Annotated in this window: 16 protein-coding genes and 1 other annotated feature; of the genes, 6 read left to right on the top strand and 10 right to left on the bottom strand. The window is 62.5% G+C overall.

The genetic code is table 11. From position 1 onward, the window contains the following. Genes ACFSCU_RS01885 through ACFSCU_RS01895 form a run of 3 tightly spaced genes read right to left on the bottom strand, consistent with a single transcriptional unit; the run spans position 1 to position 3311 of the window. Complete coding sequence (locus ACFSCU_RS01885) at positions 1-786, bottom strand: citryl-CoA lyase (RefSeq protein WP_377559723.1); 786 nt, start codon at positions 784-786, stop codon at positions 1-3. A 13-nt stretch (positions 787-799) separates the two neighbouring features. Next, complete coding sequence (locus ACFSCU_RS01890) at positions 800-2308, bottom strand: class I adenylate-forming enzyme family protein (RefSeq protein ID WP_377559725.1); 1509 nt, start codon at positions 2306-2308, stop codon at positions 800-802. A gap of 13 nt (positions 2309-2321) precedes the next feature. Next, a complete protein-coding gene (locus ACFSCU_RS01895; RefSeq protein ID WP_377559726.1) occupies positions 2322-3311 on the bottom strand; it encodes a Bug family tripartite tricarboxylate transporter substrate binding protein in 990 nt (329 codons plus the stop codon). Positions 3312-3414: 103 nt separating this feature from the next. Between ACFSCU_RS01895 and ACFSCU_RS01900 the strand changes: the two genes are divergently transcribed. From ACFSCU_RS01900 to ACFSCU_RS01915, 4 genes are all read left to right on the top strand, one after another. Next, positions 3415-4218, top strand: coding sequence for an IclR family transcriptional regulator (locus ACFSCU_RS01900; protein WP_377559727.1), 804 nt, complete (start codon positions 3415-3417; stop codon positions 4216-4218). A gap of 528 nt (positions 4219-4746) precedes the next feature. Further along, the gene (locus ACFSCU_RS01905; protein WP_377559728.1) at positions 4747-8253 is read left to right on the top strand and encodes an STY4851/ECs_5259 family protein; all 3507 of its coding nucleotides are present in this window, start codon (positions 4747-4749) and stop codon (positions 8251-8253) included. Between the two features lie 31 nt (positions 8254-8284). Then, positions 8285-9510, top strand: a protein-coding gene (locus ACFSCU_RS01910; protein WP_377559729.1) for an IS3 family transposase whose coding sequence is annotated in 2 segments (ribosomal slippage) — positions 8285-8564 and positions 8564-9510 — 1227 coding nt in all. Because the reading frame shifts where the segments join, the coding sequence is not laid out codon by codon here. Beyond that, positions 8563-8679 (top strand) — a sequence feature (AL1L pseudoknot). (Overlaps the previous gene by 117 nt.) A gap of 117 nt (positions 9511-9627) precedes the next feature. Beyond that, positions 9628-15924 carry a DEAD/DEAH box helicase gene (locus tag ACFSCU_RS01915; protein WP_377559730.1) on the top strand — a complete coding sequence of 2099 codons (6297 nt, stop codon included), beginning with the start codon at positions 9628-9630 and terminating at the stop codon, positions 15922-15924. Between the two features lie 324 nt (positions 15925-16248). Here ACFSCU_RS01915 and ACFSCU_RS01920 read toward each other — a convergent pair whose 3' ends face one another. Continuing rightward, complete coding sequence (locus ACFSCU_RS01920) at positions 16249-17235, bottom strand: tyrosine-type recombinase/integrase (protein WP_377559732.1); 987 nt, start codon at positions 17233-17235, stop codon at positions 16249-16251. Between the two features lie 103 nt (positions 17236-17338). Beyond that, positions 17339-17845 carry a cyclic pyranopterin monophosphate synthase MoaC gene (gene moaC, locus ACFSCU_RS01925; protein ID WP_377559733.1) on the bottom strand — a complete coding sequence of 169 codons (507 nt, stop codon included), beginning with the start codon at positions 17843-17845 and terminating at the stop codon, positions 17339-17341. A 71-nt stretch (positions 17846-17916) separates the two neighbouring features. Between moaC and ACFSCU_RS01930 the strand changes: the two genes are divergently transcribed. Continuing rightward, positions 17917-19506: a M48 family metalloprotease gene (locus ACFSCU_RS01930; RefSeq protein WP_180550275.1), complete on the top strand. Its 1590-nt coding sequence runs from the start codon at positions 17917-17919 to the stop codon at positions 19504-19506. Positions 19507-19807: 301 nt separating this feature from the next. On the opposite strand, the gene ACFSCU_RS01935 is transcribed toward ACFSCU_RS01930, so the two are convergent. The 3 genes from ACFSCU_RS01935 to ACFSCU_RS01945 form a co-directional block, all read right to left on the bottom strand. Further along, positions 19808-20146: a phage holin family protein gene (locus ACFSCU_RS01935; RefSeq protein WP_180550274.1), complete on the bottom strand. Its 339-nt coding sequence runs from the start codon at positions 20144-20146 to the stop codon at positions 19808-19810. A gap of 61 nt (positions 20147-20207) precedes the next feature. Then, positions 20208-20918, bottom strand: coding sequence for a TerC family protein (locus ACFSCU_RS01940; RefSeq protein ID WP_180550273.1), 711 nt, complete (start codon positions 20916-20918; stop codon positions 20208-20210). 431 nt (positions 20919-21349) lie between these two features. Continuing rightward, on the bottom strand, positions 21350-21805 hold the full coding sequence (locus ACFSCU_RS01945; protein WP_180550272.1) for a DUF3717 domain-containing protein: 456 nt from the start codon (positions 21803-21805) through the stop codon (positions 21350-21352). 246 nt (positions 21806-22051) lie between these two features. Between ACFSCU_RS01945 and ACFSCU_RS01950 the strand changes: the two genes are divergently transcribed. Beyond that, positions 22052-22783, top strand: coding sequence for a hypothetical protein (locus ACFSCU_RS01950; RefSeq protein WP_377559734.1), 732 nt, complete (start codon positions 22052-22054; stop codon positions 22781-22783). Between the two features lie 494 nt (positions 22784-23277). Here the strand turns inward: ACFSCU_RS01950 and ACFSCU_RS01955 are convergent, their stop codons facing one another. Together ACFSCU_RS01955 and ACFSCU_RS01960 are read right to left on the bottom strand one after the other, a co-directional pair. Continuing rightward, on the bottom strand, positions 23278-24294 hold the full coding sequence (locus tag ACFSCU_RS01955; RefSeq protein WP_377559735.1) for a Bug family tripartite tricarboxylate transporter substrate binding protein: 1017 nt from the start codon (positions 24292-24294) through the stop codon (positions 23278-23280). Positions 24295-24892: 598 nt separating this feature from the next. Next, on the bottom strand, positions 24893-25723 hold the full coding sequence (locus tag ACFSCU_RS01960; RefSeq protein ID WP_257645706.1) for a M23 family metallopeptidase: 831 nt from the start codon (positions 25721-25723) through the stop codon (positions 24893-24895). Positions 25724-25733 lie beyond the last annotated feature (10 nt).

The following is a 25733-nucleotide window of genomic DNA, read 5'->3' on the forward strand; positions in this document are numbered from 1 at the left end:
TCAGGGCTTGTCGGCTTCGCTGGGGCTAACGAAGGGGATCGCTTTTTCCACCGTGTCCCAGATGAATCGTCCAGATGGATCGTGCTGTTCTTCGACAATGTGCGCCACCAGCCCTGCTGCACGCGAGACGACCGCAAAGCCGCGCATGATTGCTGTGGGCACTTCGATTTCGCCTAGCAGCGCGGCGACAGCACCGGTGGCGTTGATGGTGATTGGGCGCCCGGCCACCTCGTCTACGGCTTTCGAGAGCGCCTCCAAAGCACGAATGCGGTCGCCCTTCAGGTCGGGCTCATCACGACCAATCTCCAGCAGCTTGTAAGCGCGCGGATCAACCGGTTTGTGCAGGTGGTGGCCAAAGCCGGGCACGGGTAGCTTGAGTGCCTTGTAGTGGAGTGCAATTTCCATGGCTTCAGCTTGCGAATCGGGGGCTGCGATGATGCGATCGAGCAATCCCGAGCAGTTCTCCATAGTGCCAACAAAGGAGCTTCCCACGGCCAGCAACCCGGCTGAGACTGCGCCTTGCAGGTTCTCGGGGGCGCTCATATAAATCAGTCGCGTGGCAATGGCGCTGGGCGTGAGACCGTGCTCCATCAGCACGATGAGCACCACATCGGTGATCCGCAGGTCAACCGGGCGCGGTTTGCGTCCCAGAACCTGCATCAGCATCACCTCGGTGAAAGTAGCCTTGCCCATCAAGTCGTCAACCAAGTTGGCGTTGCGATAGGTGAGGCTGCTAAGGGTGTGGGTGCACAAGCTGGTAGTAGGAGTCTTTTTGATGGTGCTCATACGAAGAAAGAGTTCATAGTTGCCCGCTCAGAGCCATATCGCGCACGGCGTTCTTCAATACTTTGCCCACAGGTGAGCGAGGAAGATCGTTGACAAAGTGGATGCGCTTCGGTGTTTGCACAGGGCCCAGGCGCTCGCGCACAAAGGCGGCCAGTTCGATCTCGCTGGCGTGGTGCCCGGGACGTAGTTGCACGGCGGCGTTGACGCTCTCTCCCCACTTGTCATCGGGAACACCAAATACGGTCGACTCATGCACGGCGGGGTGCTGAGAAAGCGCGTCTTCCACCTCGATGGGGTATACATTGAAACCGCCGGTGATGACCATGTCCTTGAGGCGATCCTTTAAGTACAGATAGCCTCTCGCATCGAGCAGCCCCCGGTCACCCGTATGGAGCCAGCCGTCCACCAAGGTTTCGGCAGTCTTCTCGGGCAACTTCCAGTAACCCGTCATCACTAGCGGCCCACGAGCGACGACTTCGCCCACCTCACCTGGGGGTAACAACCTGCCGTCCGGGGACATGATGGCCACGTCGCTGTACCAAGTGCAGCGTCCTACGGCGGCCCAGTTAGCTTCGTCGTCGAAATCCTCAGGGCGCATCACGGTCAGGATCTGTGGCGCCTCCGTCTGTCCATATGTCGTGCCCAGCACGGGACCGAAGAACGCTCGCACTTCGCGTATCTTCTCGGGTGGCATGGGAGCTCCCCCGTAGATCAAACGCTTAAGCTGCGGAAAGTCGGCGCGGGTAACATCTTCGAGCCCCATCAGCATGTACACCAAAGTGGGCGGCATGAAGCACACGGTGCCGCCTCGGAGCTTGAACGCGTCACGTACAGCAGTTGCACCTGTGCCATTCATGATGACGTGGCATCCACCCTGAGCCAGAACTGGCAGTACATAGGTGGAGGTCCCGTGAGTGATGGGAGCAGCCATCACATAGCGATCGTTCTCGTCGAATGACCAAGCATGGATTTGGTTGACGATGTTGGTCATCCAGGCCCGATAAGGCTGCATCACGCCTTTAGGAGCACCGGTGGTTCCGCCCGTGAACTTGATGGCTTGCGTTGCGTCTCCATCCAAATCCAGCACTGGCAGGATTGCGTCGGCGTGAGCTCGCGCCAGAACGTCCAGAGTCCTTTGCCCACCGTTGGCCGCGCCGATGAGGATGCGGTAGGCACTTTCGTCGGTCACAAGTGCCTCATAGCCTGACTCAATGATCAGAATGCTCGCATCGATAGAGTCGGTTATGCGGCGGATCTCGGACGGCGTGCTCTTGGGGTTCAAGGGAACCCATATCTTGCCGCAGGCAAGCACAGCCAGCAGGGCGACGATGTGCTCTGCGGTATTTGTCGCGCAGATGCCCACTCGCGACTGCGGAGTGGGATCAAGGTGGATCAGTCCAGCAGCCACCGCGCGCACCCGCTGCGCTAGCGCGCTGTATGTGATGCGTTCGGTTGGCGCATCGATGGCTGTTCGGTCGGGCCAGCGCTGCGCAGCGCGCCAGAAGAAGTCAATGGGATGCATGGTTACAGAGCAGTCAGTATGCTTTAGCGCCGGATGCCTTAACCACTTCGCCCCAGTTCTTCAGCTCACTGGCGACAAACTTACGCATGTCATCTGGCGTTCCAGGTGAGGTCGTGGCCACGAGTTCCTCTAGTCGCCGTTTAAAGGCCGGGTCGTTCAGAGCAGTGTTGAGCGCTGTATTCAAACGTTTGATCACGGGCTCAGGAGTGCCGGAAGGGGCTGCCATGCCAAACCACGATTGCACCTCAAATCCTGGGAAACCCGACTCGGCTATTGTGGGCACGTCGGGCAGCAAGGGAGACCGTTCCTTGCTGGTTATTGCCAATGCACGCAACTTGCCAGCCTTCACATGTGGCATGGCTGAAGGAGAGTTGTCGAACATCGACTGCACTTGACCACCCAGCAGATCAGACACAGCGGGGGCGCTGCCACGGTACGGAACGTGCAGCATGTTCAATCCGGTTTTCATCTTGAACATTTCACCCGAGAGATGGATGGACGAGCCGCTGCCAGAGGACGCAAACGTGATGCCGTCTTTCGCATCCTTGGCGTATTTGATGTACTCCTGCACCGATTGCACAGGCAATGCAGGATTGACCACCAGCAGGTTCGGAATCTTGGCGATCAGGCCGATCGGCTCGAAATCCTTGACTGGGTCGTAGCCTAGCTTGTTGTACAACGAGGCATTGATCGTGTTGGCAATCGTAAAAACATACAGCGTGTGACCATCGGCAGCCGAGCGCGCCACGATTTCGGCGCCGACGTTGCTGTTGGCGCCGGTGCGGTTATCCACGACCATCGGCTGCCCCAACTCGGTCGCCATGCGGGTGACCACTAGGCGCGCCAGCACGTCAGTGGCACCCCCAGCTGCGTAGCCGACGACGAGCTTGATCGGCTTGGTTGGCCAGTTCAGCTTGTCGGCAAAAGCTGGTGCTGAGAACGTCGCGTTCACGGCGGCCAGCAGGCTCAAACAAATCGTTCTGCGCTTGATGTGGGGCTTCATTTTTTCGTCTCCTTGACAGTAAATTCGTGGTCTGCGTCTGTGCTCACCACGTGATAAATCTCCACGGGTTGATGGGCATTGTTTCAATGGAACCGATAAACGAATGACCAAGAACGTCCGACATGCGGACAAAAATACCTCGGGGAAACCCTCACCCCCCGAGGAGGCTCAAACCTTGAGCCGTGGGCTGAAGGTGATGGATGCAATCCTTGCTGGTCCCCCAGAAGGGCTGCGCGTCATCGCGTTGTGTCGCCAAACCGGCTTGGAGCGGGGCACTGTGTATCGGCTATTGCACGCGTTGCAGGCGGCAAGGTATGTCAGCGTGGTATCTCGTTTTCATTACGGTCCAGGCGAGCGTTGGGGGGCTCTGGGGCGCTCGTCCAAGCAGCGCGAAGACCTGGCCGAAACGCTGTCACCTGTGTTGGCTAGCGTGAGCGCGGGGTGTGGTGACGCGGCTTTTGCAGTGGTGCGCGAGGGGGGGCTGTCGCATTGCATCGCAAGGCACGTGGGCAGCTACCCGGTGCAGGTGCTCGTTATCCAGGTGGGAACTCGACAGCCATTGGGCGTAGGCGCGGCTGGCTTGGCGCTGCTGTCAGCTCTCGAAGATCGCGAGATGGAAGCCGTGATTGAGGTCAATGCGCCGAGCTTGATGCTGTACGGAGGCATGACCCAGGCGCGCTTGCGTGCGTTGGTAGACGCCACGCGAGAACGTGGTTGGTCGGTGGTAGGAAACCACGCCACGCGGGGGGTCCTCGCCGTAGGCCTGCCAGTCTTTAACAGCGCCGGCGATGTGGTAGCGGGCATCAGCGTTGCCACGATCGAGGCACGCATGCCTAAAGAGCGCCAGAGGAAGATCGTGCAGTTGATTCGACAAGCGCTAAGACACCATGGATTTGTAGCTTACTGAGACGTTTTGGCATTCCAGAACGGCGCGGTTACGGTGGAACACGGAGCTCTTGCAGAGGCTCCGCAAGCGTCCGCGCAAGGCTGAGTTCGGTCTTTTGCCTAAGCACAATCTGCGCCAGCAATCCCGCTGAAGCGCGTTGTTGAATCGACAGGTCGGGGGAATAGCGCGGACCCTACCGACTGGACCACGGGGCGAATCGAGACTTTTACGCTGGCAGCGCGGTCCATGTCAGCTCGAGGAAGCTATTTGGCGGTGCTGCTGGATGCTTGCAGCCGCAAAGGAGTGGGTCATGGGATCTCCCGCCAGGTCGACACACAACTCTGGTGCTGGCTGCGCTCAACGCGGCAGTGTGCAGCCGCGCCGCCCGAACCTCGAGTTGATCTGCCACGCGGCATGGGCTCGCAATATGCCAGCGAAGCGTACCGACGAGCTCTGGCTGAATTCAGCTCGCGAGGCTCACTGAGCATTTGCTTGCATTCTGTTATGGTCAGTGAATTCGTTGGTTCCTGAGCGATAGAGGGGGAAGAATTGCCGGCAGTCGATGAATGGCTCCATGCATTCTTGAAGTCACGAGGCATGGACAAAGCAAACGGCCAAATGCTTTTCCGTTACCGTGTCTCTCATTCGGAGTACCAAGAGCTAAAGGACCTTCTTTCTGACCGGCTTAAGAACATGGCTGGCTCGCCTTGGCGAGTTCAGTCCGACGCCGAAGCGGCCCTGTTCGTTTTATATGCCTCCGAGTGGTGGCGGCGCGAGTACGCTGGAGGCGCATGGCGTTGGACGAGCATCTTCGAATCGCTAACGCTGGGGCCGTACCGAGTGGATCCGTTGGACCGCTCTGTCATTGTTGAGCGCGGTTTAAGTGCCTGGAGACACCGCCCCAGTGAGGATGGGAAGAAGTATCTCGGAGCCATTGTCGCCCACGGTGGATTGCCGCTGAAACTCATTGCGCGCGGAGACGGAGTGATTTCTCGTCTCCTGCTGAGCGCGACGCGTAGGGCCCAAGTGTTGACTTGGGGCGAGCCGCAGTTGCTCGCTTACTTCGAAAGTCAGCGTGACGACTTGGTGCAGCATCTGCGCGCCCCCGAAATTTACCGGCTGTTGTCCGAGATGGTCTTGACCGTTATGTCGCTGCGCGGCGAGCACAAGCTTTCCGGTGTGGGCAATCCCGTCGCGGTACTTGACCAAAGGGAGCCCAAGTGGCGGGAGCGCTTTCCGATCGCCGTGGATGACCAATCCGTCGAGTCCTTGTTGGCTGGTCTGGTGCGGGAGGTGTCGCGTCAGACGAAGACAAGCACTGCGTATCCCGTCTCCGTGGTGCGCACCCTCGTTCAGTTAGCAGATTCAGGTAACTATGCACTGTCAATGTCGGTGAGTGTGGTCAGCACGATCTCAGTCGATGCATTTGCTTCAGCCATGCAAATGTCCTCGTCCGAAGTTCCCCCTTCATTCGTTCTCGAAATGGCCGGTGATCATCGGTTGCCCTTGGGGCAGGGTCGACAGCTACTGGGCGCGCAGTCGAGCACTGTTTTGCTTACCGGGCGATCTAAACGATTTATCGGCGCCGAAGCATGCCAGGAGGTGTTGCTCACTTTGCGCAGTGTTGGTGCGGATCTTGCGCCGCCTGTATCCGTTCCTGGGGGCGAGGCTTTGGAGGATGGGCAGCCGTGGACGTTCTCAATGGTGGAGGAGACGTTGACGCTGGTAGGCGTTGGCTCCAGCAAGGTCGCCAGCAGTGCCGCGTATGTTTTGGTTCCAGATCACTTCAGCCTGCTCCCCGAGGGCGGTGGATCGGTGGATTTGGTCGGGCTAGTGGAGGATCTGTCTGAGCCTAGATGGATGTACAAGGTGCAAGGACCAGTAGCGATCAGCGCTGACGATGAACTTTATTTCGTACAAACAGATGCGCAGAGCGAAGCGGATGAGCGACTGTTGTGGAAGGGAAGTCGCCTATGGTTTCATTCGTCGCCGTTTCCGGTGTACCAGGGCGTTCCAAAGCTATACCGCCTGAACGAAGAAGGTGAACCTTTTCCGATCCCTGACAGAGAACTTGAGTGGACGCGGGCCGTTCGAAAGGGAGAGCGGCTACCGAACGTCAAGGCGCATCGTGGTCCGGTTGATGCTTGGTGGTTGGTCGATGGTCAGCGCCGACGCAAGTTTCGAATGGTACTCGTGGCGCCAGATGCGCGCATCGCATTCAAGTCTGGGGGAAGCGAGTGTGAGGGAACAATCGAGTTCCGTGGTTGGAACGTGATGGCCTTGCATGCTAGTGCCGAGCTGACTCCTACACGCACTGAGATAGGGGACTCCTGCAGCTTGCACCTAGACGCGAAGGAGCATCCGCCAGCGAACGTCAGTTTGACCGTCGAATGGTCGCCGGCGCTTCCTGTCTTGCGCGTAGATTTGCCGTTTCCAGCCTCCGGAGGACGATTCACGAGATCGAATGGCGGTGTCCTGCCAAACGGCGCATCACTGACGCTCAAGCGAGCGCACGACGTGCATGTTCAGGTCTTTGACCAGAATCCAAGCACGCCCAGAAGATATCGACTTGAACTGCACTTGCAAGGTGAGAGCCAAGGCAGCCGGTTACGTCGCGCAGAGATTGAGGTGCCGCTGGACGTTCATGGCGTCGGAGATCTCAGGTTGTTCGAGATTGAATCAACCTTGAACGGGCTCTTCAGCCAAAGCGACCATCTGGATGCATGTTTGGAGGTGAACCTTCTAGCTGGGTCAGTAACGATCAGAACCTTGCGTGTGAATCGCTACGACGTGGAGCTAGAACGCGAGCATCAGAAGTTCACCTTATCTTCCCTGCAGCTGGCGGCGACGTCGCCGGACCAACTGCGATCAGTTGACTTTCGCGCCATCCCACTCCTCGACCGGGATCAGGAGCCACGTCAGTTGCCTGAGCTGCCGGCGGACGAGCAGGCTGGAAGAAGTTGGAGCGTGGCGGAGCTTCCGGCGAGTCACAGCCCTTGGCTCGTCTACTCTGGCGAAGCGTCGACCCTCATGGCGAGGCCAACCCTTTGGGCCTCGTCCGCTTTTGACTGCTTGGGAACTCTCCTGACTCTTGGCGACAAAGCGTGCCCATTGGCCAGGGCCATGAGTTCACCGATAACAGATGTTCGTGATCGAGAGCTCGTGAAGGTGGTCGCTGCCATGACCGATCAGTTCGATCACCCGTCGTGGAGGCTCATATCTCATCACTACGCGCATCTCAAGCACCTCCCGCTGAACACGCTGGACTACTGGAGGGTGATCGGGCGAAGTCAAGATGCTTGTCTGGCAGCACTATTGAAGTTTCCCGCTGACACGTACGAGTTGATGGCACACATGAGGGACGAACTTGGCGTGATGTGGGAGTTCACGTCGAGGTCGAGTTTGCTAAGAGCCTACGGGGCCTTCTCGGCCTCATTGCTGACGCAATTGGGCCCCGGCGTCACGCAGGCTTTGATAGACCCGATCGTGACTGATGCATTCCAAAAGATGGGCCTCATGGACGAGTCGATGGCCATCCAGATCGACCGAATCTTGTTCGAGAAGACTGGGGCCCGAAGCGAGCGTTTCGAACGGTTGATCTCTGAGTTCCAGCGTGCACCCGACGCCATGCTGCAACAGCTTTGGCAAGGTGAGGACAGCCATGTGCAACGGGTGCTGCTGCGCAATCACGCCGATGCAGCTAGTTGGCCGTCGTTCAAGCTTTGCGAGGGATTGCTCAAGGAAATCTCGGAGCGATGCGAGGGAGCACCATTGCAGCTCATCAAAGCACTGGGCCGTCAACTCCTGTGGGCTCCCCAGGATTCTTCCGGTGGTCCCACAAACAACCCGAAACTGGATGTGGCAAATGCTCCGCTGCTTACCGGCTTTCTAGTTCAGGCGTGCGATGCAAATAGATGGCTTCAGTCACGCGACCATCTTGCCGCGCTTCGTCAGATAAAAGCGTTTGATCCGACCTGGTTCGAACTGGGCCTTCGAACTGGAGCAATCCTGGCAATGAAGGCTTCCCATCAGCAGACTGAACCGCCCCGGGTTTAGAGGAGTCTCCATTCTCTGAGAGGATGGAGTCATGAGAAAGTCAGTGAAGTATTCGCCCGAGGTACGCGAGCGTGCTGTGCGGATGGTGATGGAGCATCAATCGGAATACGCCTCGCAGTGGGCTGCCATTGAATCGATAGCAGTGAAGATCGGCTGCACCGCTGAGACGCTGCGCAGTTGGGTACGCCGGCATGAACGCGACACAGGCCAGCGCGAAGGAGTCACCACGGCCGAAGCACAGCGCATCAAGGACCTGGAGCGAGAGAATCGGGAACTGCGCAAGGCCAACGAGATCCTGAAGCTGGCCAGTGCTTTTTTCGCCCAGGCGGAACTCGACCGCCGACTGAAGTGATGTACGCACTCGTCGATGAGCACCGCCATGCCCATGGGGTCGAGTCGATCTGCCGGGTGCTGCAGATTGCCCCTTCAGGTTACTGGCGGCATGTTCAGCGTCAGCGAGAGCCAAGTAGACGAAGTCAGCGCGCCAGGCGCGATGATCACCTGATGCCCCACATCCAACGCATCTGGCAGGCCAATCACGGCGTTTATGGGGCGCGCAAGGTCTGGCGCCAGATGCTGCGCGAGGGCATCACGGTGGCGCGCTGCACCGTCGAACGCCTGATGGGACGCCTGGGCCTGCGCGGGGTCATGCGCGGCAAGGCGTTGCGTACGACGATCAGTGATCCGAAGGCGCCGTGCCCACTGGATCGGGTCAACCGCCAGTTCCAGGCCGAGCGGCCCAACCAACTGTGGGTTTCCGACTTCACGTACGTCTCGACCTGGCAGGGTTGGCTGTACGTGGCCTTCGTCATTGACGTGTTCGCCCGGCGCATCGTGGGCTGGCGTGTCAGCAGTTCGATGACCACCGACTTCGTGCTCGATGCGCTGGAGCAGGCCTTGTACGCCCGCCAAGGCGAGCGCGGGGGGCAACTCATTCATCACTCCGACAGGGGTGCGCAGTACGTCAGCATTCGCTACAGCGAGCGCTTGGCCGAAGCGGGGATCGAACCCTCGGTGGGCAGCAGGGGCGACAGCTACGACAACGCGCTGGCCGAGACCATCAACGGCTTGTACAAGGCCGAGGTCATCCACCGCAAAGGACCCTGGAAGACGACAGAGGCGGTGGAGATGGCCACGCTTGAATGGGTGGCCTGGTTCAACCACCATCGGCTGATGGCCGCACTCGACTACCTGCCACCGGCGGAGTTCGAGGCCAACTACTATCGTGATCTTGAGCAGCAGACCATACCGGTCTGACTCAAGCCAAGGAGACTCCACGAAAACCGGGGCGGTTCAGACAGGACTTCGCCGCGCTGTCTAGGTCAACCTCAAGGGCTGTTTCTTCTCGGCCCACTTCAAGTTGCGCACTACCTCATGAAATCCGAGTTCTTCTCGTCACTTCTTCCTGAGCTAAGCACGCGTGCCTCACGAGCCACCGTGGGCATCCTCGGCTTCTCGAATGAGCCCTTGCGTCGGCATCTGTTGTCATTGTTTTCTCGGGGATATGGCGCGCCCGGCTGCTTTCTGGCTGACCCTGTATTCGAGGCGACGTTCGGTTGGAAGACGACGGATGAAACGATGTCTCAGCTGTCCGGCAAGCTGTTGCACCCCGATGTCGTGAAGGCCATGGACAAGCCTTGGGGAGAGTCAGCTAAGGACTATCGGTTCCCGGCAGATGCAAAGCCCTACTCGCATCAACTGGCGGCCTGGTGCGCTCTCCTTGGGCCTGGATGCCAATCAGTGATGGTCACCAGCGGCACCGGCTCGGGCAAGACCGAGTGCTTCATGGTTCCGGTGCTGAGCAGCATTGCCCAGAGAAAAGCAGATGGAGCTAAGGGAGCTGGCGTCCAGGCGATCTTCTTGTATCCACTCAACGCCTTGATTCAGTCGCAACGTGAGCGCCTGCGGGCATGGACGGGACCTTTTGGAGGCGATCTTCGCTTCTGCCTATACAACGGCATGACGCCAGAGGAAGCGAAGGCTGATCGGTATCGCGACGCTCCGAATGAAGTGCATGACCGAGCGACCTTGAGGGACAGCCCACCGGAGATCCTGGTCACGAACCCAACGATGTTGGAGTACATGCTGGTCCGAGCGCAGGATGCACCGATTCTGGAGAAGTCCAAGGGCAAGTTGGGCTGGATCGTTCTGGACGAGGCTCATAACTACATTGGATCGCAGGCTGCCGAACTGGCCTTACTGCTCCGACGCGTACTCCACGCCTTTGGCACATCTGCGGACCAGGTGCACTTTGTCGCTACGTCTGCCACTATCGGGGCCAGCGACGAACCGGCCCGCCGGCAACTGCAGGAGTTCCTCGCAAGCTTGGCGGGAGTCGGCTCAGACCGGGTGACCGTGGTTTATGGTGAAAGGGAAATTCCAATAATTGAGACCACAGGGGACACAGGGGTAGCCCAAACAATCGATGCGTTGCGGGATTCCAGTCAGGGCTCCGACGACCTGTACAAGCGGCTCTCCGCTCATCCAATAGGCAGGCGCCTGAGGTCGTTGTTTGTACCGACACAAGGTGGCCGTGATTTCCAGCTGCTGTCGGAAGTCGCGACGGCGCTCGGGTCCGCTGGAGCGGATGCGCACTATCGTGATCCACTCAAGTGGCTTGATCTCCTCACGAGTGCAGTAGCGGGCGAAGGACGAACCGCCCAGCCATTCCTTCCGCTCCGAATGCATGTGTTTCACAACACATTGAATGGAATGTGGGCGTGTCCAGATCCACAGTGCGATGCCAAGCGAAGCACCGAACTGGACCACCCCGACTGGGCTTATGGCGCCGTATACACGGAAGAACGAAGACACTGCGCATGCGGTGTGCCAGTCTTTCCGCTGGTTTCGTGCAATGACTGCAATCAGACGTTTCTCAGTGCCGATCTGGTGCAGACGGGTTTGAGCCAGCGGCTGGCAGTACCGATTGAAGAAGATTCGGACGAGTTCATGTTGGATCGAGATCCAGATGAGCCGAGCGACGAGGTGGAGGAGGGCTCGGAAACAGGGATCTTGGACGGACCCTCGAATCGAACACACGTGCTGATCTGCAACGGTCTGACGCCCAGGCCTTCCGTGCTGCTCAAGCGTGACTCGATGGAGGTCGTTTCAGAAGCATCTGAAGAAGCCATTGCCGTCTGCATCCAGGATGTCTCGGCCGACGAAGATCAGAGCTTGGTTCTGAGATGCCCGGAGTGTAGCGGCCATGACATGCCAGCCCGTCAGTTTCGCAAACCAAGACTCGGTGCACCCTTCTATCTAGGCACCGTGATTCCAACACTGCTGGAGTATTGCCCGGATGGGGACACGCCGCTGGACATGCCTCGTAGAGGCAGGCGGATGATCACCTTTACAGACAGCCGGCAGGGCACGGCTCGTATCGCAGCAAAGCTGCAGCAAGACGCTGAGCGAAATGCACTGCGTGGTGCGGTATATCGAAAGCTTGTGTCAGACACGGCATCGTCCCTCGGTGAGAGGCAAAACCTCAGAGCGGAGATTGAGCAGGTCCGGCGACTCGTTCCTCAGGAAGACGGTCAGCTGCGGACCTTGCTGCTGACGCAGATCGAGGAAAAGGAATCAAAATTAGCTCAGCTCTCTGCAGGCAAGCCCGTTGGGCACGAAGAGATGGTGGCTTGGCTGTCGTCGCAGTCTGCTGACATCAGTCACTGGATTCGCACTGCCTACGCGGATGCGGATCAGGCGTTCAAGAGTAGCAAGGGCTCTGAGCTACTGGCGAGAATTCTCTTGTGCCGTGAGTTCGGTCGACGCCCGAAACGTCAGAACAGTTTGGAAACGCTTGGCTTAGTTTCAGTGCAGTACCCAAAGCTGGGCCAGGTGACGACGAGGCGAGTGGCTGTCGAGCAAGCCGGCTTCAGCCTGGACGAGTGGCGCTCCTTTCTCAAAATTGCGTTGGACTTTTTCGTTCGACAGCATTGGGCAATACAGCTTCCATCCAGCTGGCAACGTTGGGGGGCAGAACGAGTGTTCCCGAGGCAGATCCTGGCGCCGACCTCCGTTGAAAAGCAAACGCACAAGCTGATCAAATGGCCAAAAGTTTCCAAGGGCAAGAGAAATAGTCGCCTAGTCAGAATTCTTGCCCATGTATTGAAGCTTGATCCTCAGTCAGTTACGGGAGGTGATCGTATCAATGCCCTGCTGCTGGCTGCCTGGGAGGACTTGACCTTGACATCCGGTTTGCTTCAGATCGGGGGCGACCAGGGTAGGTATCTTGATTTGTCTGATGTTGCCTATCAGAACATCACTAAAGCGTGGTTTTGTCCCGTCACACGCAGGGTTCTGGATGTCACGTTGCGCGGCGTCACTCCTTATCTGCCCCAGAATATTGCTACCGAGGGCTTGACGGAGTGCCGCCCAATAACAGTCCCCGTTTGCGACGTGATCGTGCGAGATTTCGCGAGCGACGATGAGCGCGTTGAAGCCGCGCGTGAATGGCTGGCAAAACACCCCGCGTTGCAAGAGGCGCGGATCGAAGGAACATGGTCCGATCTGAACGAGCGCATCATCGAAGGTGCTGGGTTCTTCCGGGCCGTGGAGCACTCTGCCCAGCAAAGCGGAAGTCGCCTTGAACAGTATGAAGCTTTGTTCAAGAAGGGTCTGATTAACTTGATGAGCTGTTCGACCACCATGGAAATGGGCGTGGATATCGGCGGCATCAACATAGTCGCGATGAATAACGTTCCTCCCCATCCGGCGAACTATCTGCAGCGCGCTGGACGAGCGGGCCGCAGGGCGGAAACGCGCTCTATCGCACTGACCGTCTGCAAAAACAACCCGCACGACCAGCACGTGTTTCATAACACCGCGTGGCCCTTCACCACGCGATTGAGAACACCCGGCATTTCCTTGTCCAGCCCCTTGATCGTGCAGCGCCACATCAACTCAATGCTGCTCGCAAACTTCTTGCGCATGCAAAGCAGGGAGGGAAAACTCAACAAGCTGACTTTGGAGTGGTGGATGTTGCCTCGCGGCGAGAGTCGCCAGGAGCGCTTCGTCGCATGGTGCGAGTGCTTCGATCACTCGAAGCACTCCGAGTTGTGCACTGGCGTGCGGTCCCTGACGGCACGAACGGTCTTTGAAGGTCGCAGCGTAACCGCTTTGGTCGCAGAGGCTGGACTTACTGTGGCGCGGCATGCGATGAGGTGGATTGAAGAGACGAACGCTATCGAAGCGCAGATGTCCGAGCTCCGCGCCAGGGACGCTGAAGACAAGGTGCCCATGCGTGCCCTTGAGGTTCAGTTCAAGCGCCTTAAGGGCGAATACCTTCTCCGTGAGCTGGCCACGAGTGGTGTGTTGCCCGGTTACGGCTTCCCAACAGATATCACTACTTTCGAGACCCTCAACAAAGATTCGCGCGAGATCCAGCGGCAGCGGGAACATTCTGAGACTGGCCGGGAGGACAATAGGTTCCAGCGGCGGGAGCTACCCAGTCGAGACACGGTGACGGCGCTGCGGGAGTACGCGCCAGGAGCAAGCGTCGTCATCGATGGCCTTGTGTATCAGTCAGCAGGCATCACGCTGAACTGGCATGCGCCAGCAACACTGGATCAGGCACGCGAGTTGCAGAACCTGCGACAAGCTTGGCGATGTGGTCGGTGCGGAGCTAGCGGCACCTTCGTGCTGGCAAAAAAGCTCGAGACTTGTCCGGAGTGCGCGCATGAGCTGGAAGATGGCGTCCAGTACAACCTCCAGTACCTAGAGCCAGCGGGCTTTAGCGTGGACATTTTCGCGGAGACCCATAACGACATCACATTGCAAGAGTACGTTCCTGTCGAGATGCCATGGATCACTGCAACCGGAAGCTGGGTTCCACTGCCCAAACCTGAACTAGGGCGCTTTCGCGCCACGCCGCAGGGTTCGGTGTTTCATCACTCATCCGGCAAACACCGATCAGGTTACGCCCTGTGCTTAGAGTGTGGACGCGCATCGCCCATGGGGAACGAAGAAGACCCCGATGGGATACCCAAGGTCTTCCAACGTCCGCATGCTCGTTTGAGAGGGGGCAAGACTGCAGGCAGTTGGATGTGTGGCGGCAGTGACAACCCTTTCAAGATCAAGGCCGGCATACGGTTTGGTCGTGAGTACAAGACTGACGTTCTGGAGATTGTGCTCAACGATGTAGAGGGTCAGCCTTTGGTGGACTCGGCGGTTGCCTACACCTTGGCGGTAGCCTTGCGAAGAGCAGTGGCTGAGAGTCTTGGGGTTGAGGAAACTGAACTGGGATGCGACACCAAGATGCTGCGTGACGACTTCTATCGCAAGGCGCGCGTCATTCAAGTCTTTGATGTTCGTTCGGCAGGTTACTCAAGCCTTGTTGCTTCTGAACTCCCCAGGCTCATGCGCATAGCTAGGAGCAAGCTTCAGTGCGAAGCAGGCTGCGAAGGCGCTTGTCAGATGTGTCTCCTGACCTTTGATACGAGGTATCGTGCTGACGAACTGGACCGGCAAGCCGCACTGAACTTCTTGTCCGATGATTGGCTCGCGTCGCTGGCGTTGGATGACAGGTGCCAACTGTTTGGCGCAGCTTCCAAGCCGGAGTTCCAGCCGATCGATGAAGCGATTTCGCGAGAGTTGAATCGTGGGGATGCTCAGCGTCTGGTTGTTTACTTGAACGGAAGTCCAGCCGATTGGGATTTGCCGGCGTCGCCCTTGAGGCGATTGATGCACAGACTATCCGTCAGGGATGACACAGAACTGTTCCTGGTTGCCTCCAAAGGTGATCTAACGCAATTGTCGCGTGAGAACGCAGCTGTTCTTCGAAGCCTTGAGACGCTAGGTTCCGTGAGAGTGATTGCCGGTACTGCGCCGGCGTTGTCCAAGGATGGCTACTGCATCGCAACAATAGAGCGCTCCGACCGTACCTATTCGACTTGGGCTACTACCGAGCGGCAGTGTGCTAGTAGTGATCGCCACTGGGGACAGTTGGTAGACGGCATCGTCGTCTCAGCGCCCACAGTTGGCCCACACCTTTCGGGTGAGGACATCACACTGCCAGCCACAGATGCCGCGGGCGTCCAGTCGTTCGAAATCAGCAGCGAGCTGAATGGGAAAGGGCTTGGCTTCGGCGAGCGCTTCTGGAAGTACATTGGTCGAGGGGACATATCGACGCTGTTTCCAAGCGGCGCCGTTCCGACCGCGATCGAGTACGAAGATCGCTATCTGGCGACACCAATTGCCTGCGCTCTACTGGTCGAAGCAGTTTCGGCAATTAAGTCATATTTCCAAGCTACAGGAGAATGGCCCGATGTTCGAGTCAAAGTGGCCACCATGCTGATAGACGAGGGCAAAACTCAGCGCAATAGAGGTGCGTGGTGGTCGGATTGGGGTCTGACCAAACAGAGGGATCAGGCGCTTGAAGCGGCGTTTAAATACTGTGGAATTGAGGCTTCGGTCAAGTCAACAGATCGGCGAAATCTGATCCATGGACGCCGACTAAGCGTACATCTGCAGGGCGGTGGGCAGCTCGTGGTATGGCTCGATCAAGGCTGGTCGTATTGGTCCATGGCGAACCATCATCGGCATACCATGTTGGCGTCTTTCGACATGCGCGCCCCCGTGCCGACCCTTGGCGAAACTTTGGCGGAGTTCAGACTCGACATTCAGGGGCATGAGTTGCCGACGCAGGTTTTCGTGGAGCGGCTAGAGACTCTGTAGATGTCGTTCAGGCTGAATACAGACCTCGGTATTGTGTGTACGACGACCATATCAAGTCGCAAGCTGGCATCTGAAGTACAGTCTTTGACTGCAAGCCGCTATCGCCGAGATAGCGGACAGCAAGGCGCTGAACTTGCTTACGAAGCCGATGTCGTCGAAGTCATGCCTAGAGTGAGTCCCATAAATGACCGGACGCGGTGCGCTCGCGTACCTCGGGCGAATACTTCACTGACCTTCTCATGGCACCATCCTCTCAAAGAATGGAGACTCCTCTAAGTCCAGGGCGGTTCATTCCGACACTAGGAGCATGCATGAAAGAAGCCGTCAATCAAGCTTGGCTGCCAATGCAGAAGGGTCTGGATGGTAGTAGCGCTTCAGCATCTGAAGTGTTCTGTGGCCAGTGACTGCTGAAAGCTCCAGCACGTTGTTCAGTTTCGTCGACAAGTGTGTCGCGGCGCAGTGTCGAAGGTCATGGAAATGGAAGTCCTCCAGCTTGGCACGCAAACAGGCACGCTTGAAAGCTGCATGAAGTGCGTGCGCTCCAATCGGAAACACCAGTTCTTGGCCTGGCTGTCGATCCAGAGTCATCAGTACTTCGACTGCACGCCGTGACAGTGGCACAGCACGAGAGTCACCATTCTTGGAGATTTCCACAAAAGCGACCTGGCGATCGAGGTCGATCTGCCGCCAGCGAAGTGCGAGCAGCTCGCCACGTCGCATAGCGGTTTCCAACGCCAGAATCACCAGCGGGTACATCAGGGGGTTGCGTCGTCCTACGGGTTTGAGCTCATCGAGCAGCCTGTTGCGCTCATCCACCGAGAGCAGTCGGGTGCGCCCTGCGGGCGCCCTCGGACGTCGCACCAGAGCAAAGGGATTGGCCCCAGCCGCACCCCATTCCCGCCTCGCGTGGTTGACCACGGCCGACAGCAAGGCCAGATCACGAATGACGGTGCCTGCGCCGACCTTCGTCAGGCGGTGGTCACGAAAATCTGCGATATCGGAAGGGGTCAACGCATGCAGAGAGAAGGATGCGAGGCGCGAGCGCTGCAATGCGCGGATGCGAATAGCCTCATCCTTGCTGCCGCGCTTGGTGGGAGTGACTTCCCTCAGGTAGCGAGCCATCAGCTCCCGCAGTAGCCAGTCGTCGACCTCACCGTGTCTCTGGTGGACCCGGCGGTCCATGCCGCTTTCCACTTCGCGCGCCCATCGCAGCGCTTGGGTGCGCGTGTCGAAGGTCTTCGTTTCTTCAGGGTAGCCCTTTCGAATGATGCGTGCCTGCCACTTGCCGGCACGCTGCCTGATCGATGCCATGCGCTTCTCACTTGGACAAGCGTTGGACAAAATCCTTTTTTGGCGCTCTGGTGACGGGTGAGAACCACTGGCCCCACCGGCGTGGAGATGGAGGCTTTGACGGCTAAGTGCCTGTCGCGACATAGCTTCCCGACTTGCCCCCGTGCTTTTCCAGCAGCCGCACGCCGGTGATGGTCATGCCGCGATCCGCGGCCTTGCACATGTCGTAGATGGTGAGCAGGGCGATCTGTACGGCCGTCAGGGCTTCCATCTCCACGCCGGTGGGGCCGGTGGTCTCCACGGTCGCGGTGCAGACGACGGCATCGGCGCCCGCCGCATCGGCGCGGACAGCTTCGAAATCAATAGCGACTCGGCTCAGCGCCAGCGGGTGGCACAGCGGAATCAGATCGCTCGTCTTCTTGGCCGCCATGATGCCGGCGATGCGCGCGATGCCCAGCACATCGCCCTTCTTCGCCGTGCCGGATTCGATCAGCGCCAGCGTGGCCGGCAGCATCTCGATGCGGCCGCTGGCCACGGCCACGCGGTGGGTGGCAGGCTTGGCGCCCACGTCCACCATGTGGGCCTGGCCGTGGGCGTCGAAGTGGGTGAGGGGGCTGGGAGGGGTGTTCATGGGTAACGGCGGGGAACGTCGTGCGGGTGCGGGCATCATACGCAGCAGCCTCCCTGCCTGACTGCCTGCCCATGCACCGCCTGACCTGTAGCTGTCTCTGTCTCAACCGCCGTCACGCCACCGGCTGGCTGGCCCTGGCGCTGTTGGCGTCGCAGGCGCGGGCGCAGGGCGATGTCGCGGCGCCTGTGGGACGCAGTGGCCTGCCCTCGCTGGGCGATGCGGGCGCGATGACGACGCTGGAAGAGCGCAAGCTGGGCGACGCCATCATCCGCGAGCTGTACCGCGACCCGGACTACATCGACGACCCGGTGATCGGCGAATACGTGGACGGCCTGTGGCGCGCGCTGCTGGCCGGCGCGCGCGCGCGCGGCGAGCTGCCGCCCGAGCTGGACGAGCGCTACGCCTGGGCAGTGCTGCTGGGGCGCGACCGCAGCATCAACGCCTTTGCGCTGCCGGGCGGCTACTTCGGGCTGCACCTGGGGCTGGTGGGCGCGGTGGCCTCGCGCGACGAGCTGGCCTCGGTGCTGGCGCACGAGCTGGTGCACATAACGCAGCGCCACATTCCGCGCCTGCTGAGCGCGCAGGACCGCCAGGCTCCGCTGCTGCTGGCGGCCATGGTGCTGGGGGCCATTGCCGCCAGCAAGAACCCGCAGGCCGGCGCGGCGCTGGCGGTGGGCGGGCAGGCGGCGGTGATCCAGCAGCAGCTGAACTTCTCGCGCGACATGGAGCGCGAGGCCGACCGCATCGGCTACGGCGTGATGACGCAGGCGGGCTTTGCGGGGCAGGGCTTCGTCAGCATGTTCGAGAAGCTGCAGGCCGCCTCGCGCATCAACGACAACAGCGACTGGCCCTACCTGCGCAGCCACCCGCTGACCACGCAGCGCATCGCCGACATGCAGCAGCGCCAGCAAAGTCTGGCGCGCCAGGCGCCGCCGGTGGACCTGGAGGCGGCACTGGTGGCCGGCCGCGCGCGCGCCCTCAGCCGCCCCGGCGTGGACGTGCTGCGCGCCTGGGCGGGCGAGCCGGCGCAACCCGGCTTTGCCAGCCGCCCGCTGGCGCAGCGTGCGGGCGCGCTGTACGCCGCCGCGCTGGCGCAGGCGCAGCTGCGCGATCTGCCCAAGGCGCAGGCGCTGGCCACGCAGCTGGCGCTGGCCGTGGCGGGCGATGGCCCGGCGGCGCAACAGGCCCGTCTGCTGCAGGCCGAGCTGGCCCTGCAGGCCGGCGAGCCGGCGCAGGTGCTGAAGCTGCTGAGCGGCGCCCCGCGCCCGGCCAGCGCCGACGTGCAGGGCCAGGCCGGCCGCGCCGCGCTGCTGCTGCGCGCGCAGGCGCTGGTCGGCACCGGCCAGGCGACCGAGGCGGCGGGCGCGCTGCAGACCTGGGTGAGCGACCACCCGCGCGATGCTGGCGCGTGGCAGGCGCTGGCGCAGGCCCACGGCGCGGCGGGCCGCACACTGCGCGCGCTGCGCGCCGAGGGCGAAGTGCCGATGGCGCACATGGACTACGCCGGCGCCGTGGACCGCTGGCGCGCCGCGCAGGACTTCTCGCGCCGGCAGCCGGGCGACAACGCCGACCTGATCGAGGCCAGCATCGTCGACACGCGGCTGCGCGCGGCGCAGGCCGCGCTGAAGCAGCAGCAGCTGGACGAGATGAAGCGGCGCTGAGGCCGAGGCCGAGGCGGGGGCACTGAGGGAGCAGGCTTGCCCGCGATGGGGCGATGCGCCACAACGGCGGCCTGATCGCGGGCAAGCCCGCTCCCGCAGGCGCCGCAGGCAGAGCGCAGCGAAACCTGGCGATGCGCTGTGCCGCTGGGTTCCTTGACTCAATCGAGCCTGCTCATCATTTGATAGTGATTGCCGCAGTATATGAGCCGATTTCAAGACGTATCGGCCTGAAACTGGCTTGCAACAGGCGCAAGCCGCTATATATTCGAGAGCGTTTGGTGGGCGAGCGAGCCGCCCGCCCTCACTTCACCACCGCGTCGATCACCACGCCCAGCGCCGAATAGATCAGCGAGCCGATCAGCGCGGCCCAGAAGCCGTTGACGTGAAAGCCGCTCAGCACGCCCGAGGCGGCCCAGAACATCAGCGCGTTGATGACGAACAGGAACAGCCCCAGCGTGAGGATGGTGACCGGGATCGTCAGCACCACCAGCACGGGCCGCACCAGCATGTTCAGCAGGCCGATCACCAGCGCTGCGACCATCGCCGCGCCAAAGCTCGCCACGCTCACGCCGCTGCTGTAGATGTAGGCCACCGCCAGCAGCGCGGCGGCCGAGAGCAGCCATTTCAGGATCAGTTTCATGCCGCCAGCATAGCGCAGCGGCATGGCGCGGGCGACGCTGCGGCGCCCGCGTCGCGCGGCGTCAGGCCTGCGCCGAGTCGTCGGCCAGTGCCGGCTTGCGGCGCGTGGCCAGCCAGGCGGTGCCCAGCACGCCCACGATGCACAGCACCGTCAGGCCCCAGCGCAGCAGCTGCTCGGGCGCCTCGCGCGGGCCGAAGATGCCCGACAGCAGCTGCTCGTTCACGATCATCTTGGCCGCCGTGAAGGCCAGCACCGCCGCGCCCAGCTGGATGATGATCGGGAAGCGCTCCACCAGCTTCAGCACCATGGTGGAGCCGAACACCACGATCGGCACGCTGATCAGCAGGCCCAGCACCACCAGGTCCATCGCGCCCTGCGCCGCGCCGGCCACGCCCAGCACGTTGTCGATGCCCATCAGCGCGTCGGCGATGATGATGGTCTTCATGGCGCCCCAGAAGGTGGTGGCGCCCGGGCCGTGGCCTTCGTCCTCGCCGCCCTGGTCGGCGATCAGTTTGTAGGCGATCCACAGCAGGCCAACGCCGCCCAGCAGCATCAGGCCGGGTATCTTGAGCAGCCACACCACGATCAGCGTCATCGCCGTGCGCACGCCGATGGCGCCCACGGTGCCCCAGATGATGGCTTTCTTCTGCAGGTGCTTGGGCAGGTTGCGCGCGGCCAGGGCGATGACGATGGCGTTGTCGCCGGCCAGCACCAGGTCGATCAGGATGATGGCCATCAGCGCGGACCACCAGGCGGTTGAGAACAGTTCCATGAGAAACAAGGCTCCGAAGTGCGTGCCGGGCAGGGCACGGGTCGATGAAAACCCGCCATGGCCGTGGCCGGGCGCCAGCGCACACTCAGGGGACACACGCGCTGCAGCCACGGGGGGCAGACAGCGGGCAGACCCGGACGCTTTCGACCAGCCTCGCCAGACGGGGTTGATCGAAGGTCTTGCTCGGCAGGCGATGCAGCGGACTGCGCCTGCCCGACGGGCCGGAAGCCGCGGTCTGCCAGGGCAGAAGGGCTTCGTATTGACGACCGGACGAGGGCCGCCCGGGGTGGGCGGCGGGAGAGCTACTCCCCTTCGGAACGCGCGATTAAACCACCGTCCGCGCGGCGCGGCAAGTCGCCCAGGCGTCTTGTTTCAAGTCAAATTGGGCTGCGACGCTTGCTGGACAAGCGCTGGCAGCTATCAAAAAAGGATCAGCCGGCGGACCGGCCGGTGCTGCCGTCGTGCGACGGGCCGGGCGCCGGCGCCTCGCGGGCGCGGTCGGCGTAGCGGTTGAAGCGCCAGGCCGTGCCCTCGGCCGTGATGCGGCGCCACACGGCGCGCTTGGCGAAGGGGCTCAGCGCGGGCCAGTGCTGCACTTCGCCTTCGGTGCGGCCGCAGCCCTTGCACACGGCGTCGCCCTGCGCGGTGGAGCAGATGGCGATGCAGGGCGCGTCGGGCGTGGTGGCGTACCAGGCCAGCCAGGCGGCGCGCGCGGCGGCGGGCAGGTGGGCGGCGTCGGCCTGGTGCTGGCGGTGGAACACCATGCGCGCATACACCTCGGCCAGCGCCGCCACCTCGGGCGCCAGCGCGGCGCCGGTGGCGGGCTGGCGGGCGCGCCAGTGGTTGATGGCGGCTTCGAGGTCGGTGATGTGGATGGCATCGCGCATGACCGGGGCATGATAGGCGCCACCGCGCCTGAACCATTGCGCGCCGCGCGGCACCAACTCTTTCTGGCCGCCAAACCCACCAGGATGCTTGATCCGCAACACAGCGTTGTGGGAGCGGGCTTGCCCGCGATGCGGCGCCTCGTCGCCACAAGCGCTTGATCGCGGGCAAGCCCGCTCCCACACTCGCGGATGCGGTCCGCGCGGCATCGGAGACCTTTTGATAATCCAGCAAGGATGTGAACCGTTTTGAGCCCTGAAACGCCCCCCGCCCAGCCCTCGCCCGCGCCCCGCCGTCGCCGCCACTGGCTGGTGCTCAGCCTGCTGGCCAACGCGCTGCTGGGCTGGTGGCTGTGGCGTGCGCAGCCGCCGGCGCCGCCCCCGCTGGCGCAGGCCGTGGGCGAGGCGGTGGTGCTGCGCACGCCCGGCGGGCGGCTGGAGGTGGCCGAGCTGAAGCAGGTGGAGACCTTCGAGGTCTCGCGCGACCACGACGTGCTGGGCGTGCCCGTGGGCAGCACGTTTTCGCGCATCCGCGTGCCGGCGCATTACCGCAGCCATGTCGATCTGGCGCCCGAATGGCGCGTGAGCGTGCGCCCCGACGGCAGCGTGCGCGTGATCGCGCCGCGCCTGCAGCCCACGCTGCCGGTGGCCATCGACACCGCGCGCATCGAGAAGGAATCGCGCGGCCTGTGGTCGCTGTTCACCGGGCCGGAGCAGCTGGCGGCGCTGGAGCGGTCGATCACCGCCTCGCTGGCGCGCAAGGCCGCCACCGCGCCCGTGCTGGCGCGCCAGCGCGAGGCCGCGCGCGCCACCGTGGCCGAGTTCGTGCAGAAGTGGCTGATGACGCAGACCGCGTGGCAGCCGCACGGCGACAAGCCCGTGCAGGTGCTGTTCGCCGACGAGCCGATCGAGGCGCTGGACGCCGCCTGCGACGCCCAGCCGGGCTGCGCGGCGGCCTGGGTGGGCGCGGCGGGGTTGTGAGGGGCTGAATCCGCTTCCACTTCAGAACGTGAACAACCGTCATCCCGGCGAAAGCCGCGAGCCGGGTGTTCTGGCACACGCCGCCTGGATTCCGGCTTTCGCCGGAATGACGGATTTCTGGCTGTTTTGATCGGGAATTGGGCTGAATAAGGCGATAGCGATTTAGTGCGGGGTGGCAGTCCTGAATTAGTAGCTTCTGGCGCCCGATGGATGGGCGCTTAAGCCAATTTTTGCCATCAGAAAAATTTGACAAGTCCCCCCCCCTGCAGCATCGGTCTGTCACGGCGGCCGGGCGCCGGGGGGGCGCGCCAGCGCGCGGGGTGGACGCCAAAGGTGTGTGTGGGAGCGGGCTTGCCCGCGATCAAGCGTTGGTTGCGACGAGACGCCCCATCGCGGGCAAGCCCGCTCCCACAACACCGCTGACCGCGCACGCCTGCCGGGCAAAAAACGCCGCCCGGCGGGTGGCGCAGGCGGCGTGGGCAGCGGCGGCAGGCTCAGTCCGCCTTGGCGCCCGACTGCCTGACCAGCTTTTCCCAGATCGGCGCATCGCGCTTGTAGACAGCGGCAAACTGCGCCGGCGTGCCGCCCACGGGGGTGAAGCCCATGCTGACGATGCGCTCGCGCACCTCGGGCAGGGCCATCACGGCCTGCACCTCGGTGCTGATGCGCTCGATCAGCGCCGGCGGCAGCTTGGCCGGGCCGCCCAGGCCGACGAAGCCGACGATGCGGTAGGCGTCGTCCTTCAGGCCCTGCTCGGCCAGCGTGGGCAGGTTGGGCAGCACGCCCATGCGCGTGTCGCCGGTGGCGCCCACCAGGCGCAGCTTGCCGGCGTCGGCGTGCGGCTTGGCCGACAGCGCGCTGGTGAAGGCCATCTGAATCTGCCCGCCGATCAGGTCCTGCAGCATCAGCGCCTCGCCGCGGTAGGCCACGTGCGACATGTCGGCGTCCTGCGCCAGGCTCATGGCGGCGCCGCCCAGGTGCGCGTACGAGCCCACGCCCCACGAGCCGTAGGCCACCTTGCCCTTGTTGGCCTTCACCCAGGCCAGCAGCTCGGGCCCGGTCTTGGCCGGCACGCTGGGGTGCACGGCCAGCACCACCGGCGCCTTGGCCAGCTGGCTGATCAGCGCCAGGTCGGTCATCGGGTTGTAGGGCATCTTGGTGTAGAGGTACTGGTTGATCAGCATCGAGGTGCTGAGCGAGACCAGCAGCGTGTGCCCGTCGGGCGCGGCCTTGGCCACGGCGTCGGTGCCGGTGATGCCGCCGGCGCCGCCGCGGTTGTCGACCACGAAGGGCTGGCCCAGGCGCTTGGACAGCTGTTCGCCCAGCACGCGGGCGGTGATGTCGGTGGCGCCACCGGCCGGGAAGGGCACGACCAGCCGCACCGTGCGCTGCGGCCATTTGTCGGCCTGCGCCTGGGCCAGGCCTGGCAGGCCGGCCAGAACCATCAGGCCAGCGGCGGCCAGCACGCGGCGGCGGGGAAGCAGGGAGCGGAAGGCGGCAAGGGTGTTCATGGCGGGGGCAGGTGCAAGGGTGGAAAGGGACCCGCGGCCCTCCAGGCCGTGGGCGAGCGGGGTGTGCGGAACTGCAAGGTTCCTGCAGGCCGGCGGCGCCGGCGGGCCGCGCCGTCACTGGGGCGACGGCGCACAGGGGACAGCAAGCGGCGGGTTGCGCGCGCTGGGGTGGCGCCGTGCCGCTGTGCCATGTCCAGAGCGAACCGACATCCATGTCGTCATTCCGGCGCAAGCCTGCAATCCAGGCGGCGTGCGCACGGGGACATGGATCCCGGCTTGCGCCGGGATGACGAATGTTCACGTGTCGAGGCAGCAATGGCATGACGCCAGCGCCGTCCGGGCCGCTGCGCGACGCACAACGGCGCCGCGCCTCAGCCTCATACTGTTTGTTTCGCGTTCAAAAAAAGATGGCTGCTGGCGCGCGATGCGACGACGAAATGACCTTGCTGCGCTTCGATGACGGCGGCTGCGCCGCCAACACGCCAGCCAAGGGCGAGGCATTCCGCGCATCACTGACGTCATTTCGTCATCACGCCGCGCAGCGGCGAAGTCATGGCGTCACCCCGTCAAAAGCTGAGGTTTGGGGCGCGAAACGGCTTCAAGGCCAGCGCAGCACAGGATAGGGGTTCAGCGCCTCGCCCTTCCACCATTCCTTCTTCGGCCCCAGCTTGAAGATGGCGAAGTGCAGGTGCGGTGCCTGCGGGCTGGCGTTGCCGCTGCTGCCCACGTAGCCGATCAGCTGGCCGCGCTTCACCGCCTGGCCTTCCTGCAGGCCGTCGGCGTAGCGGTCGAGGTGGGCGTAGTAGTAGGCGAATTCCTCGCCCGGGTCGAACTGGTAGATGGTGATGCCGCCGCCGCCCTGGCTGAAGAACAGGCGGGCGATGCGACCGTCTTCCACCGCCAGCACCGGCGTGCCGATGGGCGCCATGATGTCGATGGCGTCGTGGCTGCGCGCACCGTTGGCGCGGGCGTCGGTGTAGGTGTCGGTGAGCTGGTGGGCGGCGATGCCCTGCACCGGCAGCGTCAGGCGCCGCGCTGCCAGCCGGGCCGTGTCCTGGGGTGACGGATCGCCGGCGCGCGCCGCCTGCTGCGCGGCCTGCGCCGCGGCTTCGGCGGCGGTGTCGGCGCGGGCCTTGGCGCCATCGCTGGCGGCCAGGATGATGGGCGCGGCGGCTGTCGGCGCGGGCTGGACGCGGCTCGCGGGCACAGGCACGGCGGGCGGTGTAGGTGCGCTGGCTTCGGGCGGACGAACCGATGGCGCCGGCGCCTGGATGCGGCTGGCTGTCGGCGCGGGGTCGGCAGCGCGGATCAGTGGCCGATCAGCCTGCCGCAGCGCCCAGCTGGCGCCCAGCAGCAGCGCGGCCAGCACGGCGAACCAGCCCAGGGCCTGGCGCCAGCCCGGCGGGCGACGGCGTGTGTTCGGTGGCAAGCGGGTGGGC

This window comes from Ottowia beijingensis (genome assembly GCF_042680925.1).
Taxonomy (GTDB): Bacteria; Pseudomonadota; Gammaproteobacteria; order Burkholderiales; family Burkholderiaceae_C; genus Ottowia; species Ottowia beijingensis.

Coding starts and splice junctions, on each gene's coding strand:
- ACFSCU_RS01935 (WP_180550274.1), bottom strand. CDS start 20,146: ATGAAACTGATCCTGAAATGGCTGCTCTCGGCCGCCGCGCTGCTGGCG.
- ACFSCU_RS01900 (WP_377559727.1), top strand. CDS start 3,415: ATGACCAAGAACGTCCGACATGCGGACAAAAATACCTCGGGGAAACCC.
- ACFSCU_RS01890 (WP_377559725.1), bottom strand. CDS start 2,308: ATGCATCCCATTGACTTCTTCTGGCGCGCTGCGCAGCGCTGGCCCGAC.
- ACFSCU_RS01920 (WP_377559732.1), bottom strand. CDS start 17,235: ATGGCATCGATCAGGCAGCGTGCCGGCAAGTGGCAGGCACGCATCATT.
- ACFSCU_RS01940 (WP_180550273.1), bottom strand. CDS start 20,918: ATGGAACTGTTCTCAACCGCCTGGTGGTCCGCGCTGATGGCCATCATC.
- ACFSCU_RS01955 (WP_377559735.1), bottom strand. CDS start 24,294: ATGAACACCCTTGCCGCCTTCCGCTCCCTGCTTCCCCGCCGCCGCGTG.
- ACFSCU_RS01930 (WP_180550275.1), top strand. CDS start 17,917: ATGCACCGCCTGACCTGTAGCTGTCTCTGTCTCAACCGCCGTCACGCC.
- ACFSCU_RS01895 (WP_377559726.1), bottom strand. CDS start 3,311: ATGAAGCCCCACATCAAGCGCAGAACGATTTGTTTGAGCCTGCTGGCC.
- ACFSCU_RS01945 (WP_180550272.1), bottom strand. CDS start 21,805: ATGCGCGATGCCATCCACATCACCGACCTCGAAGCCGCCATCAACCAC.
- moaC (WP_377559733.1), bottom strand. CDS start 17,845: ATGAACACCCCTCCCAGCCCCCTCACCCACTTCGACGCCCACGGCCAG.
- ACFSCU_RS01915 (WP_377559730.1), top strand. CDS start 9,628: ATGAAATCCGAGTTCTTCTCGTCACTTCTTCCTGAGCTAAGCACGCGT.
- ACFSCU_RS01885 (WP_377559723.1), bottom strand. CDS start 786: ATGAGCACCATCAAAAAGACTCCTACTACCAGCTTGTGCACCCACACC.